This window comes from Collimonas fungivorans Ter331 (genome assembly GCF_000221045.1).
Classification (GTDB): domain Bacteria; phylum Pseudomonadota; class Gammaproteobacteria; order Burkholderiales; family Burkholderiaceae_D; genus Collimonas; species Collimonas fungivorans_A.
On sequence record NC_015856.1, the window covers coordinates 3,053,431 to 3,070,172 of the forward strand.

Consider the following 16,742-nt stretch of genomic DNA (forward strand, 5'->3'; position numbering starts at 1 on the left):
TCAGCACAGCAGTGCCGCATACACCTGCCGCTCAACAGCATAGCAGCCGCACGCGGCTGCTTCCAGCCCCAGCCTGTCCAACACCTTGAGGTTGCCGCGCCGGTACTCTATCAAGCCGCTGCGTTGCAGGGCGCTGGCGGCGGCGGTAATGCCTTCGCGGCGCACGCCGAGCATGGCCGCCAGGAATTCGTGGGTAACGCGGAAACTGTCGGAATGCGCCCGGTCCTGGCTCATCAGCAGCCAGCGCGCCAGGCGCGGACCGATCAGGTGGAAACGCAGGCAGGCGGCCGAAGTCGCCATTTGCGCCATGCGTACATACAGATAGTGGTGCATGGCGCGCAGCAACGCCGGACTATGCGCCAGTTCGCCTCGAAAATCGTTGACGCCGATACGCCGTGCGGCGCCAGGACTTTGCACCACCGCATGCACCGGCGCCGTCGCCACGCCCAGCGCCATCTGCACCCCCAGCATGCCTTCCCGCCCTACCATGCCGACTTCCACTCCCGGGCTGCCCTCAATCCGGGCAACCAATGAAATCGACGCTTCGGTAGGGAAATACACATGGCGGATAGCGTTGCCAGGTTCGCATAACACTTCACCCAGCACCAGCTCGACCGGCTCACTGACAGACAGCAGGTGCAGGCGATCCTTGCGCGGAAGCAGCTCGATCAGATGGTTCTCGACGGTGCCCAAACTGATTCTCCGGTATATTGCCGGTCCGTCAGCTGCACGGGCCGGGATGAAGATCGCGTTGTTGGCGAATACGATGTCGCGGTGGTGACAACAGTTTGCGGCAAGCGGTCGCGGCTGACCGTCTGCTAGCGCACATAACGCAGACTTGATTGAGGCGCCCCACGATGCCTGAAACAACACCGATAGCGATGGAAGCTGGATTTTTATGCAAAAGACAAGCTCTCATGTTAAATTTCCGTACCGCAACTCGCGGCAGCTCAACATCTTTCGAAAACAGGGAAATACATGCATAAAAATAAAGCCGGCACCGGCAGTAGCGGCCGCGCACCAGCGGCGACTGCGTTATGTGTGTTTTTCTCGGGATTCCTGACCGTCTGCGCCGCTGCATCCGCCCCCGACGCTGTTACGCCCGACGGCGGCCGATATTACGGCCAGCTGGCGGACGGCAAATTGCAGGGTCAGGGGAAAATGGAATGGGAGAATGGCTCGACCTACGAAGGCGGTTTTGAAAAAGGACTGTTTTCAGGCAACGGAAAATACCAGTTACATCTTGGCTATTTGTACGAAGGCGAGTTCAAGGATGGCATGAGATCCGGCCAAGGCCGCGCTGTCAATCCCAGAGGCACCGTGTACGTCGGGCATTTCGCCAATAACGAATTCAACGGTTTTGGAAAACTGACTTCCAGGACCGAGGAATACATCGGCCAGTTCAAGCAAGGGGCATACGCCGGCAAAGGTGAAGTAAAGTACTCGAACGGACACGCTTCTTACAAAGGTGAATTCGCCAATGGTCAATACCAGGGCAAAGGGCGCTATGAAGTAAAAGGTGAGGAATTCTATGAAGGAGAATTCGACAAGGGCGAGTTCGCCGGATATGGCATCTTCCAGAGGAAAAACGGCTCCCGATATGCCGGCGCTTTCAAGAAATGGCTGCCTGACGGCGGCGGCCGGCTTACCGATGCCAGTGGCAATGTCTACGAAGGCGTTTTTTCTGGCGGACGCCTGGTCGGCCAGGGACGCTACACCGGCAAGGACGGCAGCAGCTACCAGGGCGGATTCAAGAACTGGAAATACCACGGCCAAGGAATCTACCGGAATGCCAAAGGCGACCAGTACACGGGAAATTTTGCGTACGGTCTCTATGAAGGCGAAGGCACCCTGGTTTACGCCACGCCGCAAAAAGACGGCCGCACCAAGGACAGCGGCAACTGGAGCGAAGGGGTCCTGGAAAATGCGGCGGCGGAAGCGCAGGCCCAGCAAAACATAGAAACCGCGCTGTACCAGCAGCGCGCCCTGCTCGACAAGGCACTGGCGGCAGTCGCGCCGCGTGAACCGGGCAAGATCAACCTGTACCTGCTGGCTGTCGCCGGCGACGGTTCGCAGGAAGTATTTCACCGCGAAACGGATTTTGTGCAGCAGCAGTTCGACCGCGATTTCGGCACTCGGGGGCGCTCGGTAGTACTGGTCAACAGCCGCAATACGGTGTCGCAGCAGCCGATGGCGACCGTCACCAGCATCCGCGAAAGCCTGAACGCCATCGCCGGCCGGATGGACAAGGAAAAGGATATCCTGTTCCTGTACCTGACCAGCCACGGCTCACGCGACCACCAGCTGATGCTGGCCCAGAACGGCATGGAACTGCGCAATCTCAAGGCTACGGAACTGGGAAAAATGCTGGCTGAGTCCGGCATACGCTGGAAGGTTGTGGTGGTTTCGGCCTGCTATGCCGGCGGTTTCATCAATCCGTTAAAGGACGAACGCACCATGGTGATCGCCGCCGCGCGTCCTGACCGCACTTCCTTCGGCTGTTCCGACGACAACGACTTCACCTATTTCGGACGGGCTTTCTTCCAGAAATCCCTGCCTGGCAGCGCTTCCTTCAGTGCAGCTTTCGACAAGGCCAAAACCCTGGTCGCCACCTGGGAGAACGACGATATCAAATCCGCCGGCAAAGACAGTGAAGTGTTGCATTCGGAACCGCAGATATATCACACCTCCCTGATCGACCAGTACCTGAAGACGTGGCAGGCGCAGCCGAAAACCGCCTCTGCTCAAAGATAGCGCCCCTGTCCGCCAGCTACTCGCTGGCTGCCGGCTCCATATACGCGAATTCCCATGCGTGGCCGTCCAGGTCGCGGAAACCGTGGCTGTACATGAAACCGTAGTCTTGCGGTTCTTCCGTGGTTCTCGCCCCGGCAGCAAGACCGCCTGCAACCAGCTTGTCGACCTGGGCGCGGCTGTCGCATGAAACACAGACCAGCACCTCGGTCTGCTTGGTGGCGTCGCATATAGGCTGCTTGGCAAAACCCTGGAAAAAATCTTCGACCAGCAGCATGGCGTACAGGTTCTCGCCAAGGATCATGCAGGCCCCTTGGTCGTTGGTGAATTTCGGGTTGAACTCATAACCGAGGCTCTTGAAGAAATCCTTCGATTTCGGCAAGTCCTTGACCGGCAGGTTGATGAAGATTTGCTTGTGCATGATTGTTCCTTTCAGATAATTCAGACGGTTGCCTGCGTTGCAGCGATATCGCTGACATCGAGCTCGCGCACCGGGCGCACTTCGATGCTGCCGTAGCGTGCAGGCGGGATCTTCGAAGCCCAGTGGATCGCCTCGTTGAGGTCCTTGGCTTCTATCATGTAGAAACCCGCCAGCTGTTCCTTGGTTTCGGCGAACGGGCCGTCGGTCAGGGACATCTGGCCGTTGCGCACCCGGATGGTGGTGGCCGTGTCGGTCGGCTGCAGCGCTTGTCCAGCAACAAAGTGGCCGCTGCCGCGCAGTTCCTCGGCGAAGGCGAAACAGGTGCTGTCCGGACAGGCATGCAGCTTGTCATGGGCGAGGTAGACAAGGCACAGATAGTTCATGATGGTCTCCAATAATGGCGAGGATGATGGGTGACTACTGGTGGCGCGGCGCGCCGCCGGGGTCGCTTCATTTGCACTTACACTGAATAGTCGAACCACAGGCAGCGGAATCGACAGTACTCCAAATATTTTTATTGTTCAGCCAGGCCGGCCAGGCGCCGATGCAGGAAGCGCCGCTCCGGTTCTTGCTGGGTCAAGGCCAACGCCCGCCCGTAAGCGGCGCGCGCTTCCGCAACATGGCCCAGGCGCCGATGCAGGTCGGCCTGCGCGGCGTGCGCCAGATGGTAATTTTGCAACTGGCCGCCGGCAATCAGGCCATCCACCAAAACCAGCCCGGCATCCGGCCCCTGGTGCATGGCGACCGCCACTGCACGGTTCAATTCAATCACCGGCGTAGGCTCCAGCCGCAGCAAGGCGTCGTACAGGCCGACGATCTGCGCCCAGTCGGTGGCGTCGGCGTGGCGGGCGTCGGCATGCACGGCGGAAATCGCGGCCTGCAGGCCGTATGTGCCGAAGCGCCCGGATGACAAGGCGCGCTCCACCAGCGCCGAACCCTCGGCGATATATTCTGCGTTCCACAAAGTGCGGTCCTGCTCGTCCAGCGGCACCAGGTCGCCGGCCGTCGTGCTGCGCGCGATGCGGCGCGATTCATGCAGCAGCATCAGCGCCAGCAAGCTCATGACTTCCGACTCCGGCAACAGTTCCAGCAGCAGCCGCGTGAGACGGATCGCTTCCTGCGACAGGTCATGGCGCGTCAGCGTCTCGCCCGAGGAGGCGGAATAGCCTTCGTTGAACACCAGGTAAATGACGCGCAGCACCGTGTGCAGGCGCGCCGGCAATGCGTCGCGGCCGGGAACCTGGTACGGAATGCGGGCGTCGCGGATCTTGGCCTTGGCGCGCACGATGCGCTGCGCCAGCGTCGGCGCCGGCGTCAGGAAGGCATGGGCGATCTCTTCCGTGCTCAGGCCGCAGACTTCGCGCAAGGTCAGCGCAATCTGCGCGTCCGGCGCCAGCGAGGGATGGCAGCAGGTGAAGATCAGGCGCAGGCGATCGTCCTCGACATGCTCGCGGTCGTCGTCCGGGGCCTGGCTGTCGTCGGCGATCGCCTCGATCGATTCCGCCACCTCGTCGTAGGCGGTGAACCTGGCGCGGCGGCGTATGCCGTCGATGGCCTTGAAGCGCCCTGCCGACACCAGCCACGGCACGGGCTTGTCGGGGATGCCGTCGCGCGGCCATTGCTCCATCGCCGCTTTGAACGCATCTTGCAAGGCTTCTTCGGCCAGGTCGAAGTCGCCCAGCAGGCGGATCAGCGTGGCGAACACGCGGCGCGATTCGCTGCGGTAAATACCTTCGATCGTGGCGCTAGTTGACATCATGCGGGCATCGTGTCGGCATCGTATTGGGGTCGTCTCTTGATAGTTTTTTTGCGCGGTGCAGCACACCGCCTGGCGATGGCTGTTTATTCGGACAGCGCCGTCGCTCCCTGTCCCACGAGAATAATACATTGAATCGCTGCCCTGCCAAGCTCGCCGGTCCGGCGGCGCTACAGATTCTGGGCTTGACTTCACCATCCAATATAATAGAAAATAATTCCATTATTATAGAAACCGAGGAATCGTCTCCCATGGACATCAACGCCCGCATTGCCGCCCGCGTCAGCTTCTTGCGCCAGGAACGCGGCCTGTCGCTGGATGCGCTGGCTACCCGGTGCAGCGTCAGCCGTTCCATGATTTCCCTGATCGAGAGAGGGCAAAGCAACGCCACTGCGGTGGTCCTGGAAAAACTGGCGACCGGGCTCGGCGTGATGCTGCCCGCCCTGTTCGAAGATCCGCAGCCGCAAACCGCCCCCCTCATCCGCCATGCCGACCAGCCGCAATGGCGCGATCCGCAATCGGGCTACGTGCGCCGCAATATCTCGCCGCCGGACCCGCAATCGCCGCTGCGGATCGTGGAAGTGCTGTTTCCGGCCGGCGCCCGGGTCACTTACGAAACCGCCGCGCGCGAAGCCCTGGTCTACCAGCAGGTATGGATCCTGGAAGGCAAGATGGATATCGCCGTCGGCGCCGCGCAATATTCGCTCGCAGCCGGCGACTGCCTGGCGTTCCAGCTGGACAGCCCGGTCGCCTACCACAACCCCCATCGCAAACCTGCGCTTTACGCCGTCGCCAGCAGCACGGACAACGCGCGCCAATAAGGAACCGCCATGCAAGACAACATACAAATCCGTCGCCTGGACGCGCTTGATCCGGCCGCAATTAACGCCCTGAGCGAGATCCTGATCGATTGCGTCGACGGCGGCGCCTCGGTCAGCTTCATGCATCCCCTGACGCGCAGCCGTGCGGACAATTTCTGGAATGGCGTCGCTCCCGGCGTAGCCGCCGGCGAACGTTTGCTGCTGGTGGCCCAGGACCAGGACGGTACGATTCTCGGCACGGTGCAGGTGGTGCTGAGCCAGCCGGAAAACCAGCCGCATCGCGCCGACGTGGCGAAACTGCTGGTTCATCGCAAGGCGCGGCGCGCCGGTTTGGGAGCAGCGCTGGTGACGGCGGCGGAACACGCCGCTGCGCTCGCCGGGAAACGCTTGCTGGTGCTCGATACGGTCACCGGCAGCCCAGCGGAGCAGCTATACAAACGGCTGGGATGGCAGGTGTCCGGCGTGATTCCCGACTATGCGCTATGGCCGGATGGCCGCTTGTGCGCCACGACCGTCTTCTACAAGCACATAGGAAACGGCACGGCAGCCTGAGCCGGCTACTTCGTGTAAGCGGGGAGCTCTGTTTGCGGCGGTGCGGCGCCGGCGCCAAAGTTGCTGGGGAAACGCGCATCGCGCAGCTTCATGAAAGGCGTTTCGACCAATCGATACAGCAAGTATCCGCCCACGATGCTGATCAAGGCGATCAGAACAACTTCGACCGCCGGGTCAATGCCGGCGCGTTTCAGGATCGGGTGAGCGATCATCGCGAGCGGCTTGTGCATCAGGTAGATGGCGTAAGACCATGCGGCCAGCTGGGCTGCGCCCGGTATCCGCCAGCGGTACAGGTAGCTGCACGGACTGAGCGCGGCGACCACCAGCAGCGCGAAGGCGACGGCAATCAGCGAATAGCCGAATCCGCTCATGAAGAAGCCGTAGCCATAGCCCTCGATATAGTAATAATTGACGGCCAGGTAGAAAAGCAGCGCCACCGCCAGGGCGCCGAAAAACAAGAACAAGTGGCCGCGGCGCAGGATCTTTTGCCAGAGATCGCGGTGAAAATTCTTCAGGATGGCGACAGCAATACCCGGCAGGAACTCATCAAAGCGGCAAAAGCTCGAGTAGTAGACATTCGGGTAATAGCCACCGACCGCACCGCCGGCCTCCCGTCCATACTGCAGCCACAGTAGGCTGCGCAGCGCGATCCCGGCCAGCATCAGCAGGCCGAGGGCGACCCAGGCCAGCCGGATCGACTTGCCATACCTGGCGGCGAGGATGACGGCGGCCGGCAACAACAGATAAAACTGTTCCTCTATGCACAGCGACCAGGCATGGGAAAAAGCGGTTCCCGGCTGCAGCCACAGATTCTGCGTGAAAGTGAGGAAGCGCCACAACGGCGGCGGCGCATTTCCTCCCATTACCACGGGAAACAGAAAATAGAGCGCCAGCACAAAGTAGAAATTGGGCAGCGTCCGCAGGAATCTCCTGGCGTAGAAATACCTGAGCGAAAGCTGCTGCCCGCGAGCGACGCCGGCAAAGATCTGGTTGCTGATAAGGTATCCGCTCAGCACAAAAAACAGGTCGACTCCGGTCCAACCCACCTTGCTGGCCCAGCCGAATGTGGCTGAGCCGCTGACAAACGCCATGTAGTGGTACATGAATACCAGCGTGATCGCCGCGGCGCGCAGCGTGTCCAGGCCGTGGTTGCGATGCGATTGATTTACAGGATGGCGGATGGCGGGCAGCATGGTGAGTAAATGGCGGGATTGATCGGGAGCCGGCTGCAGGCCGCCGGCATTTTTCCGGACATGGCGCGTATCGGCCCTTGCTGCGCATATCACATAAAAAAAGCCCGCCGAAGCGAGCTTTGCAATGACCGATACTTGAGGAGATTCGCGTATTCCCGTGCTATCTGCAAAGTGACTACGCCGCGAATGAATCTACTCAAGTATCTGCCATCAAACATTTTCTGGACACGCACGATAGCCTGTGCGTGAAATCCAGTATGCAACACGAATTATCCGGATGCAAGTTTTTTCTGATGCTTTTCTGCAGAAGCAAAACCGGCATCGGCCAGCCGCGATCGGAGGCAGCCGATGCAGGCTCTTGCCGGCCGGCGCGACATCTGCGCGACGGGCCTCCCGCCTCACTTGTTGGTCACGAACGGAATCGGCGCGGAACCGTACATCGTGGCCGGGACATCGCCCTTCCATTGTTTGGCGCGGACCATGTCAACCTCGATGCGACGCAGCTCCAGGACATCCTTGTTCTGCGCCAGCGCAGCGTTCTGGATTTTCAGGGACTCAGCCTGGGCCGTTGCGATCTTCAGTTGCGAATAAGCCTCGCCGTCGGCACGCGCCTGCATGGCATGCGCCTCGGCTTCAGCGATGGCGACTTTCTGCTTTTGCTCCGACTCCACCGTTTTGAGCTTGTTTTCGGCGCCCAGCCGCAACTGCTCTTGCGTTACTTTTTCGTTGATCGCCGCCATGTAGGAAGGAGAAAAGGAAAAAGTCCGCATATCGATGCCGATCACCTGCGCACCGTACACTTTCAGTTTCTCGCGCAGCGCGGCGCTGATGTCTCCGCTCACTTGCGAGCGGCGCGCGATCAAGTCGGGAGCGCTGTATTTTGCGGTGACCGCCTTGAACACTTCCTGGGTTGCGGTCTGGACATAGGAGGACAAATCGCCGTCGTGGCTGTATTTCTCGTAGACCTCGGCGACGCTGTTGGTGGAAATCGAATAACGGACAGTCATGCTGACTTTGACCGGCTGGGTATCCGAGGTGCTGCCCTCGGCATCTTCAACGTCTGCCCGTTCGGCGCGGATGCTGAAGATGGTCAGCTTCTTCCATGGCGGCAGGATGACCAGCCCTTCGTTCTCGATGCCGACGATCTTCCCGAACGAAGTTACCACGCCGCGGTTACCGGTAGGCACCGATCCGAATGGCCAGATCCACATCAAAACGACAATGGCGACAACTGCAATCAAAACCAGTTTCACCGGCTTCTTGTTCTGAAACTCAGGCATGCATTTCCCCTTATTGTAAAAACCGACAACCATGGCTAATCAAACGCCGCTTATATGTAATTCTTCCCAAGGCTGGCGATCTAGGCCCTCACCTAGCTCGCTGCCGTTCCGGTCACTTGGTCAGGCAATCATATTGCACCCCGATTGTAGTGTTAACATGACATTATTTCCAATCTTCAATTTTTCTATCGGATGACAGAAAAATGCACAACCCAGCCACGACTGCAAGCGAACCAGCTCCTGTTGCCCCCTCGTCCCCACATCGATCCGCATTTGCGCTGCTGCCTATGCTGTTCTGCGCCGCCTTTTTTTGCGCGCCGGTTCACGCAGCCGAAGCCTCGCCCTGCCCGCCCGACTGGGAAGCGCAGATCTGCGAGCTCAAGTCGGTAGTAGACGTGCTCAAGAAAGAACACCTGACGGAGATCGATGTCCCGGCCTTCCTCGACGAAACCATCCGCCTCGGCGTCAAGACCCTGCCCTACGCCCGCTTCCTCAATGCGCAGGAACAGCAAGAGCAGGTAAAAAAAGACCAGCGCACGCGCAACGGCACGCCCGGCATCGGCATCATTTTCGAAACCTTGCCGGATGGCTTGCATATTATCGATGTGGTGCCCGACGCGCCCGCCGCGCAAGCCGGGGTGCGCACCGGCGACCTGGTGGTGGCGATGGACGGCAACAGCATGGTAGGCATCGACAATACCGAAATCGCCAAGTACGCCAACGGCGAAGCCGGTGCGCCGCTCAAGCTGACGCTGCTGCGCGGCGCATCCCAGCAACGGTTGGAGTTCTCACCGCTGCGCGCAATCATCAAGCCAAGGCCGGCCAGCGCCAGGCGGCTCGACGGCAATGTGCTGTATACCCGGCTGGCCAGTTTTCCTGAGCCCACCATCGGCGATTACATAGACGTGGTGCAAGCGGAACGTAAAAAGGGACCGCCGGCCGCGGCAGTGATCCTCGATCTGCGCATCAACGGCGGCGGCGCGCTTAATGCGGCGATCGGCATTACGGCGCTGTTCACCGGCCGCGACAAGACGGCAATGGTGACGCTGCAGCGCGACGACAAGATCCAGCACCGCATCAGCACCAACTGGCCGGATTATGACCTGCCGGTGATGCAGGGCCAGGATCCGCTGGCGCCACTGCAAGGTGACGACTGGTGGCGTAGCGTGCCGCTCATTGTGCTGGTCGACGGCCAAAGCGCCTCAGCTGCCGAAGCCACCGCCGCCGCCCTGAAAGACCTCGGCCGCGCCAGGCTGCTGGGCACTCCGACCTATGGCAAGGGCATGGCGCAAACCGGCGTCGGCACGCGCGACGGTACTTACGTCGTCTGGAGCAATGCGCGCAACTTGCGGCCGAACGGTTGTCCGATGGAAGGCTATGGCGTAGTGCCTGACTGGATCGTGCCGCCGCGCAAAGACGCTGACATGGATGGCGTCCTGCTCGGTTATCGCGAAGTCGATATCCCGCGCGCCGCCTACGCCAACAAGCCGGCGCCCGATCCCTTCGCCGACGTGCGCAAGGAACGCCAGCGCCTGCGTGACCGGCGTGCGCTTGCCAAGCTGGACCCGGCCAACAGCGCGGCGCTGCCGCAAAAGGAATTCGGGACCGCCAAGGATTGGCAGCTGGAACAGGCGCTCAACGCGCTGGCCGGCAAGCCGGTGCAGGTGGTGAGGGTGAACCCGAGGTTCATGCCGGCGCAGCCGGCGTGCATGAAATTTGATATGCAGGAAACCAGGCAGAAAACTTAACAGACTATTTCTGACGGTTTTTGCCAAAACGACGGTCTATGTATTGCGGGATGTTCACCGGGGTGACCACAACCACGGACGACGAATCGCCGATGGCCGACACAGGCAGCAGTTTGTGGAAATGCATGATCTGGTGGCAGGCGTTCCTCATGTCCTGTCGCAGGTCATGATGCAATACCGCGCTGATCTGCCCGTCTCGCAGCAGGCGCATGTTGTCCCGGTCGAGGTCATGCGCGATGAAGCACTTTGGCGCTTTCCCCATGGCATGCAGGGCACGGAGTATCGCGACATTCCCACCGCCCATTGAATACACCGCCGCGACTTCTCTTTTTCTACCGACAGCCCTTCGCACCCGTTCCTCAGTCTCGACATCGAGCCCGTGCCCGCCACTGGCGTCTACCAGCATCAATTTCGGATAGCGTCTGCGCAGTTCGTCGCGAAAGCCGGCTTCACGTTCCTCCTCGCCCCTGAAGTGGCCATCGCTCATCGTTACCAGGACATTCCCCTGCGGCCGGGCAAGCCACTGGCCGATGAGAAAAGCGGCGGTTGCGCCCGCCATCCGGTTGTTAAGGCCCGCATAGGCGATCCGCGCCGACCCAGGCATATCGGTAAAAATGGTCACAACCGGAATGCCTCGTTGCTGCAGCCCGGCAATTGCCTCCGATATCTCGGGAATATCGCGCGCCTTGAGAAATACGCCATGGCTGCCCCGGCGGCCCACCGCCTCGAGTGCGTCCACGACCTGGGCGGTGGTCATGGTGTCCTGCATCATGAAGCGCGGCCGAAACACGGCCGGACGGAGCATCGGAAGTTCAGATTCCAGCGCCTCGCGTATCTCTTCGGAAAATCTGCTCGGAGCCTCCACCAGGACGTCGACGACGAGCTTTCGGCCGCTGGTCGCTAGCTGAAACTGTTGCCTTTCAAGCTCTTTAATTGCGTGCTGAACCCGCTGGCGGGTGCCTTCACGCACGTGTGCCCGGCCATTCAGCACCCGGTCGACCGTGGCCAGGCCGACGCCGGCCTGCAGGGCGATTTCCTTCATGAGAAAGCGATGCGGCATTGGAGGCGCTGCTCCTGGTTGAGGTGTTTTTGAGGTGTTTATGGTAACGCAAGCGGCTGCAGGAGGGATATCATGAAAGGACTACGCGAGGAGACGCCATGGATCAAGCCCACTTACACTCAAACGAAAAGCGGCGCAGACAGTATCGGGAACAGGATTGTTCACTTCACGACTTCCTCGCAGTCCTGCAGGACCGCAGCGATGACGTTCAACTCGAATACGCCCGCGAAATATGTGAACAGGTGCCGATTTACGACTGCGCCGAATTGGGCCGCGTGCTCGACGATGCGGTGGCCCGCGCCGATCTGCAGGCTGAGTGGGCGGAGGTTCTACATCGCGGTCCGGGCGTGCTGGTGCTGAAGCGCGCCTTTCCCGATCCGACCCCGATTGACGATGCGACGGCGGTCTTCGAAGCGATCATCCGCGATGAACGGGAAGCAGGCGGAGCAGCCGCCGATCATTTCGCAAAAGCGGGGGCCAACGACAGGATCTGGAATGCACAGCAAAAGCTCTGCTTGCGCGCACCGTCCGTGTTCGCCCGTTACTACGCCAACCCAATGCTGGTGGCCGCGGCCCAAGCATGGCTGGGGCCCTGCTTTCAGATGACGTCGCAGGTGAACGTGGTTCGGCCCGGCGGCGATGCACAACAGGCGCATCGGGACTATCACCTGGGATTCCAGGTAGCAGCCGAGGCCGAACGCTATCCGCCGCACGTCCATGCGATGTCGCCTTTCCTGACGCTGCAAGGCGCCGTCGCCCACAGCGACATGCCCGTGGCAAGCGGTCCCACCAAGCTGCTGCCGTTTTCGCAGCGATATGCCGAGGGTTATCTTGCATGGCGGCGCCAGGACTTTCGGGATCATTTTGAGGCCAACTACGTCCAGTTGCCCATCGAGAAAGGCGACGTGATCTTCTTCAGCCCCGCGCTCTTTCATGCCGCAGGGGCAAACCGGACGGCAGGTGTTCAGCGCATGGCCAACCTGCTGCAGATTTCCTCGGCTTACGGCCGCGCAATGGAGTCGTTGAATCGGGCAAGGATGTGCGAGGTCCTGTATCCGGTACTGCTGGATAAGCTCGCGGCGTCAAAGATCAGCGAAGCCGAAGCCGATGCGGTGATTGCCTCGTGCGCCGAGGTCTACCCGTTTCCCGCCAACCTTGACAATGTCCCGCCTGCAGGCGGCCTTGCGCCGGAAAGCCAGCAAATGTTGTTCGCCCGGACGCTCAGGGAGTCGTGGAAGGCCGACATTTTCACCTCGGCGATTCGGCGGCAAGCCGCACTACAGGAAGCCTGATCCGGACTCCCCAACCCGGAAGCATTCGTCCCGAATCAAACGCAAATCAGTCTGAAAGCGAACTCGACGTTACAAGAAGCATCAGGAAAGCGCCATACAAAGCAAAAAGGGCTTCCTCACGGAAACCCTTATGCCTACAGCAGCTGCTGATGTTCTGTTGGTGGGGCGTGTGTGATTCGAACACACGACCTACGGATTAAGAGTCAAACCAAGCTAGCCACAGGTTACCAGCGATCACTCTATCTCACAAGAGATTCTGTGGCTCCCGATCACTTGAGATCAGCCCTCATCACCAGATTATTCCGGCAGATTTGGAGGCATCTACTTTCGAGGTTGCACGAAAAAATTCACACTACCGTTGCATTGCCACGTCCAAAAGAATGAACGCTTTTTGTGTAGCTACAGAATCTTTTTAACAGAGCGTGACTGCGTATTGAGCAGATGAAGATATCAAGCTAAATCACTATCTACAATGTTAACGGTACTCATGCCTTCTTGTGCCTGCTTGTACTTTACAGGATAGGGCATGTTTTGAATAATGTATCGCTTTACCCGCTCCTCCATTCGGCATCCAAAAATGATCGCTTCAACAAATTCCGGCTGATAATAAACTTCCTTCCTAAGTTTTCCTGCCGGAATTCTGCTATTCTCATCATTCGCTAGATAACGGTACTCATCCTCATAAGACCACTCTTTTAGTTTTACTCTCAAAGCGGCCACTACCTTCTTGCCGAGTTCGTTTTCATCCACAGTACTGAGCTGAAGGCGAAACAGGTCTATCATCTCAAGCTTGGCAATGTTATCGGAGTAGGTTACCGGAAGAGCTTGAATGTACTGAGATCTAAATTCAATGCAGAATCCTCTATGCGAATCTGCGTAATGTGCCCACATCAAGTTGCTGGTAGCTTTCGCAGATAGTGAATATACGGCGTAGCTGTCGATAAGCTCGTTGAACATTTGTTCAAGATCATTGAGATGTCCGTGACCTGCCTGTGTAAATTTACCACTCTTGGTCAGCCCGTCAAATATGTGCTTTTGAGCCTTGTGTATGTGGTTTCGCAAAGCCTTAAACTGTTGTGGCGTCGGCTTAGCCAAGTCTATTTTTGAGTCAAATAGGTCGTTGAAATTCTTTCGACCAGAGAAATTTCCATAGCTCTTAAATAGAGCTTGAATTGCGTGATCATCCGCAATCTCGTCAAATTTCTTCGAGATTGAACGGTATTTGTAAAAGAATTCTGGATACATGTTTTCCTTAGCACGGTCCTGTATCGGATGTTGATTTGCGTCTAAAACTGACCCACTTAGCTGGATAATTTGCATCGAAAATTGACCCACGTATAGAACACAATCCTACTCAATATAGTGAGTGGGAGATTGGAGTGATCGACGTGGCATTATTAGGCATTATTCGACGCTGGCACCTTCGTGACCAGGTCTCCCTGAGGGAGATCGCCAGGCGCTTGGGAATCTCCAGAAACACCGTCAGACGTTATCTGCGCTCTGAGGTCATAGAGCCGGCTTATAGGGATCGACGCACTCCCAGTGCTCTTGATCAGTACGCCTTCAAACTTTCATCCTGGCTTAAAACCGAAGCGGCCAAATCTCGAAAGCAGCGCCGCAGCTTGAAACAGATCCATGCTGATCTATGTGCGCTAGGTTTTGAGGGATCGTACGACCGGGTTGCTGCCTTTGCGCGGCAGTGGCGAGTGGATCAACAGGATAGGGTCAATTTCGCAAGCAAAGGCACAGGCTTGGGTCCAGTCTGGGCACCAATCTGCCTGGCAGCTCTGTGAGTCAGTCGATGTTCTTGGACATTCTAATGCCTTATCCGAGCGAACACTATCCTTCGAGGAGTTCAGCGGCACAGCCGTGGCCCTTGGTTGGATGCCTTCCCGAGAGAAGACCGTGACGGATGATGTGGCGCCTCTCAATGTATGGCTATATTGCTTGAGTAGCAATGCCAGGTAAAGTCTAGGCAAATACACAAGAGCCAAGTCGATGGTTTACACAATTCTGGGATAAGACATTAGCTAACTAGTGCAACAGCTCACTGAGATCGTAATAATGGAAGCACAGAATCTAACTGACGATAACAACGTTTCTAGCCCGATGAGCTTTTTCTGGATCAATATCAAAGGTCACGCTCGTACCGGCTGCCACGGCCCCTCCTTCGTACTTTGATTGGATGTCACTCCAATGAAAGAAAACATCCTTCCCTTTAGGGCGGGTAATAAATCCAAAGCCTTTTAGAATATCGAAATTTTTTACACGTCCCTCATTCATGGAAACTCGCTAATAAACATGTTGGTTTCAGCGGCTTCAAATCTTTCTCTAGGCTAATCGCCAAGGTTCGATTTGTGCGACTCAATATACTAATTTTGTGTTTGAACTTGTAGTATTTACGAGTGTAGCCTTCTTCGGAAAATTTACTTGGGTGTAGTTTTGAATACCCGATAAATTTCCTGCAGAGCCACCCTATTTTCTTTGCTTTTTTATTGTCATATGTTGGCAAAATTTGACGCAAATGTTGACGATGAATTTCTGCCTTTTTTGTATTTAATCGACTATAGAGAGCGACCAATCCAGAAGCTTTATTAAACGATTTATGATACTCATGATCTGTCGTACTAACCTCCGCCTTGCTCTTAAGCTCGTACACCATCTGCCCGATTAATTTTACTTTTTCTTTTGGCAGTTTTATCATTTTATCTTCGACTACCAGCCCAGTTACAACAGTTTTCTTCCCAATCACTGTAGTGTTTGTAACCCCATATTTTCGCTGACTAATCTTCAGTTTTTTTTCACCCAACATCTTACTAATTTGCTCATATATAAAGCGTCTTTCTTCGTTTTTTATTATTGTTTTTGAACTTACCGTTATATCGTCAACGAGTCGTGAATAGGTAAAACCCATTGCATTCAAAGTTTTTACTATCTTATGTTCGCAGTCATAAAAAATTAGATTTGCCACATACGAACTAGTCGGTGCTCCTTGCGGAAGCCCATCCTGAAGAGTCATCAGCGAAACGAGCATTTCAGCAACTTCGTTTGGCAAATTAAATAAGAACTTAAGAACTTTTTTTACAAATTGAGGGCGTACGGATGGAAAGAAAGATTCGACATCAAAAGCCATAACCTCTCGTGCTTGGCTATGATATTGCGCGTTCCGAACGAAATCGCGAGGATTTATTTCATCCCTGATAGATCCAAATAGATAACTCGGAAACGAACACTTAGAAAAAATTCGCCGGACAATGCGGCGTTGAACAATTTTTAGTTCTTTTACAGGGTCAGAAATCGTTCTGAATCCATCTGTCTTTTTTGGAATTTTCGATATGGAGTAAAAATCATCTGGTTTAGATGCTACAAGCGTGAGGAAATTCTCTGTAACATCAAGCATTTTTGCTAATGCAGCAACGCTTCCAATAGAAGAATTAGAATATGCAATTTTCATATGTAAAGGTGACGAAGTGTTACTTAGTAAAGTGCGTAATTAGGTAGTGCAAAACTTCCGCAATTAACGCCCTCGTTACGTAACCAAAAAATAGTTTGAAGAGGCTTTCGCCTGCCATTTTTTTTAGCCCCAACCAGGCCTGTCTCGCAAATTGTTTCGCTTCCGACGAAACATTGCGGTTAATACTTGTATGTGCGAGTTTAATGATGATTAACAGATTCATAGGAATATTCCTTATAAGGGGTTATGACTACCTAAAAAAGATAGCCCGACTAGCCTTAATGAATCTATTTTGACCATTGGTGAGGTGTAACCTGGTTGGGTTAACTCCGCCACTTTTATCGTCTTACTGCTGTTGCTATAAGTTCACCGGCATTTTGGTCCACGCGGCGCGCGCCTTTAGCGCGGCCTGCG

Annotated in this window: 16 protein-coding genes and 1 pseudogene; 6 read left to right on the plus strand and 11 right to left on the minus strand. The window is 56.6% G+C overall.

Annotation, left to right across the window (positions count from 1 at the left end):
* On the minus strand, positions 1–693 hold the full coding sequence (locus CFU_RS13260) for a Crp/Fnr family transcriptional regulator (protein ID WP_041742007.1): 693 nt from the start codon (positions 691–693) through the stop codon (positions 1–3).
* A 285-nt stretch (positions 694–978) separates the two neighbouring features.
* Between CFU_RS13260 and CFU_RS13265 the strand changes: the two genes are divergently transcribed.
* The gene (locus tag CFU_RS13265) at positions 979–2,754 is read left to right on the plus strand and encodes a C13 family peptidase (RefSeq protein WP_014006552.1); all 1,776 of its coding nucleotides are present in this window, start codon (positions 979–981) and stop codon (positions 2,752–2,754) included.
* A gap of 16 nt (positions 2,755–2,770) precedes the next feature.
* Here CFU_RS13265 and CFU_RS13270 read toward each other — a convergent pair whose 3' ends face one another.
* The 3 genes from CFU_RS13270 to CFU_RS13280 form a co-directional block, all read right to left on the minus strand.
* Entirely contained in the window at positions 2,771–3,172 is a 402-nt protein-coding gene (locus CFU_RS13270; RefSeq protein ID WP_014006553.1) for a VOC family protein, read from the minus strand.
* Positions 3,173–3,192: 20 nt separating this feature from the next.
* Complete coding sequence (locus CFU_RS13275) at positions 3,193–3,555, minus strand: YciI family protein (protein ID WP_041742009.1); 363 nt, start codon at positions 3,553–3,555, stop codon at positions 3,193–3,195.
* 131 nt (positions 3,556–3,686) lie between these two features.
* The gene (locus tag CFU_RS13280) at positions 3,687–4,931 is read right to left on the minus strand and encodes a DUF6596 domain-containing protein (protein WP_041742011.1); all 1,245 of its coding nucleotides are present in this window, start codon (positions 4,929–4,931) and stop codon (positions 3,687–3,689) included.
* Positions 4,932–5,179: 248 nt separating this feature from the next.
* Between CFU_RS13280 and CFU_RS13285 the strand changes: the two genes are divergently transcribed.
* Together CFU_RS13285 and CFU_RS13290 are read left to right on the plus strand one after the other, a co-directional pair.
* Complete coding sequence (locus tag CFU_RS13285; protein WP_041742013.1) at positions 5,180–5,749, plus strand: helix-turn-helix domain-containing protein; 570 nt, start codon at positions 5,180–5,182, stop codon at positions 5,747–5,749.
* Between the two features lie 9 nt (positions 5,750–5,758).
* Positions 5,759–6,301 carry a GNAT family N-acetyltransferase gene (locus CFU_RS13290; RefSeq protein WP_014006557.1) on the plus strand — a complete coding sequence of 181 codons (543 nt, stop codon included), beginning with the start codon at positions 5,759–5,761 and terminating at the stop codon, positions 6,299–6,301.
* 5 nt (positions 6,302–6,306) lie between these two features.
* Here CFU_RS13290 and CFU_RS13295 read toward each other — a convergent pair whose 3' ends face one another.
* Both CFU_RS13295 and CFU_RS13300 read right to left on the minus strand, forming a co-directional pair.
* Entirely contained in the window at positions 6,307–7,494 is a 1,188-nt protein-coding gene (locus CFU_RS13295; RefSeq protein ID WP_148264835.1) for an acyltransferase family protein, read from the minus strand.
* A 398-nt stretch (positions 7,495–7,892) separates the two neighbouring features.
* The gene (locus tag CFU_RS13300; protein ID WP_041743454.1) at positions 7,893–8,774 is read right to left on the minus strand and encodes a prohibitin family protein; all 882 of its coding nucleotides are present in this window, start codon (positions 8,772–8,774) and stop codon (positions 7,893–7,895) included.
* A gap of 203 nt (positions 8,775–8,977) precedes the next feature.
* On the opposite strand from CFU_RS13300, the gene CFU_RS13305 reads away from it, so the two are divergent.
* Positions 8,978–10,522: a S41 family peptidase gene (locus tag CFU_RS13305; RefSeq protein ID WP_014006560.1), complete on the plus strand. Its 1,545-nt coding sequence runs from the start codon at positions 8,978–8,980 to the stop codon at positions 10,520–10,522.
* Positions 10,523–10,526: 4 nt separating this feature from the next.
* On the opposite strand, the gene CFU_RS13310 is transcribed toward CFU_RS13305, so the two are convergent.
* Positions 10,527–11,582: a LacI family DNA-binding transcriptional regulator gene (locus tag CFU_RS13310; protein WP_041742017.1), complete on the minus strand. Its 1,056-nt coding sequence runs from the start codon at positions 11,580–11,582 to the stop codon at positions 10,527–10,529.
* Positions 11,583–11,680: 98 nt separating this feature from the next.
* On the opposite strand from CFU_RS13310, the gene CFU_RS13315 reads away from it, so the two are divergent.
* Positions 11,681–12,874, plus strand: a complete 1,194-nt coding sequence (locus CFU_RS13315; protein WP_014006563.1) for a phytanoyl-CoA dioxygenase family protein — start codon at positions 11,681–11,683, stop codon at positions 12,872–12,874.
* Between the two features lie 450 nt (positions 12,875–13,324).
* Here the strand turns inward: CFU_RS13315 and CFU_RS13320 are convergent, their stop codons facing one another.
* Positions 13,325–14,119: a DUF2971 domain-containing protein gene (locus CFU_RS13320; RefSeq protein ID WP_190275153.1), complete on the minus strand. Its 795-nt coding sequence runs from the start codon at positions 14,117–14,119 to the stop codon at positions 13,325–13,327.
* A gap of 134 nt (positions 14,120–14,253) precedes the next feature.
* On the opposite strand from CFU_RS13320, the pseudogene CFU_RS23875 reads away from it, so the two are divergent.
* Positions 14,254–14,578, plus strand: a pseudogene (locus tag CFU_RS23875) (helix-turn-helix domain-containing protein); the annotation flags it as partial.
* A gap of 375 nt (positions 14,579–14,953) precedes the next feature.
* Here CFU_RS23875 and CFU_RS23880 read toward each other — a convergent pair.
* Genes CFU_RS23880 through CFU_RS13330 form a run of 3 tightly spaced genes read right to left on the minus strand, consistent with a single transcriptional unit; the run spans position 14,954 to position 16,551 of the window.
* Positions 14,954–15,157, minus strand: a complete 204-nt coding sequence (locus CFU_RS23880; protein WP_081466470.1) for a cold shock domain-containing protein — start codon at positions 15,155–15,157, stop codon at positions 14,954–14,956.
* The gene (locus tag CFU_RS13325) at positions 15,150–16,328 is read right to left on the minus strand and encodes a reverse transcriptase family protein (protein ID WP_014006565.1); all 1,179 of its coding nucleotides are present in this window, start codon (positions 16,326–16,328) and stop codon (positions 15,150–15,152) included. The genes CFU_RS23880 and CFU_RS13325 overlap by 8 nt, the downstream gene beginning before the upstream one ends.
* 19 nt (positions 16,329–16,347) lie before the next feature.
* The gene (locus CFU_RS13330) at positions 16,348–16,551 is read right to left on the minus strand and encodes a hypothetical protein (RefSeq protein WP_041742023.1); all 204 of its coding nucleotides are present in this window, start codon (positions 16,549–16,551) and stop codon (positions 16,348–16,350) included.
* Between the last annotated feature and the right edge of the window lie 191 nt (positions 16,552–16,742).

Excerpts from the sequence above, each read along its gene's own strand:
- CFU_RS13295 (WP_148264835.1), bottom strand. The coding sequence starts at position 7,494 with ATGCTGCCCGCCATCCGCCATCCTGTAAATCAATCGCATCGCAACCAC.
- CFU_RS13305 (WP_014006560.1), top strand. The coding sequence starts at position 8,978 with ATGCACAACCCAGCCACGACTGCAAGCGAACCAGCTCCTGTTGCCCCC.
- CFU_RS13285 (WP_041742013.1), top strand. The coding sequence starts at position 5,180 with ATGGACATCAACGCCCGCATTGCCGCCCGCGTCAGCTTCTTGCGCCAG.
- CFU_RS13270 (WP_014006553.1), bottom strand. The coding sequence starts at position 3,172 with ATGCACAAGCAAATCTTCATCAACCTGCCGGTCAAGGACTTGCCGAAA.
- CFU_RS13265 (WP_014006552.1), top strand. The coding sequence starts at position 979 with ATGCATAAAAATAAAGCCGGCACCGGCAGTAGCGGCCGCGCACCAGCG.
- CFU_RS13280 (WP_041742011.1), bottom strand. The coding sequence starts at position 4,931 with ATGATGTCAACTAGCGCCACGATCGAAGGTATTTACCGCAGCGAATCG.
- CFU_RS13300 (WP_041743454.1), bottom strand. The coding sequence starts at position 8,774 with ATGCCTGAGTTTCAGAACAAGAAGCCGGTGAAACTGGTTTTGATTGCA.
- CFU_RS13290 (WP_014006557.1), top strand. The coding sequence starts at position 5,759 with ATGCAAGACAACATACAAATCCGTCGCCTGGACGCGCTTGATCCGGCC.
- CFU_RS13315 (WP_014006563.1), top strand. The coding sequence starts at position 11,681 with ATGGATCAAGCCCACTTACACTCAAACGAAAAGCGGCGCAGACAGTAT.
- CFU_RS13325 (WP_014006565.1), bottom strand. The coding sequence starts at position 16,328 with ATGAAAATTGCATATTCTAATTCTTCTATTGGAAGCGTTGCTGCATTA.
- CFU_RS13310 (WP_041742017.1), bottom strand. The coding sequence starts at position 11,582 with ATGCCGCATCGCTTTCTCATGAAGGAAATCGCCCTGCAGGCCGGCGTC.
- CFU_RS13275 (WP_041742009.1), bottom strand. The coding sequence starts at position 3,555 with ATGAACTATCTGTGCCTTGTCTACCTCGCCCATGACAAGCTGCATGCC.
- CFU_RS13320 (WP_190275153.1), bottom strand. The coding sequence starts at position 14,119 with ATGTATCCAGAATTCTTTTACAAATACCGTTCAATCTCGAAGAAATTT.
- CFU_RS23880 (WP_081466470.1), bottom strand. The coding sequence starts at position 15,157 with ATGAATGAGGGACGTGTAAAAAATTTCGATATTCTAAAAGGCTTTGGA.
- CFU_RS13330 (WP_041742023.1), bottom strand. The coding sequence starts at position 16,551 with ATGAATCTGTTAATCATCATTAAACTCGCACATACAAGTATTAACCGC.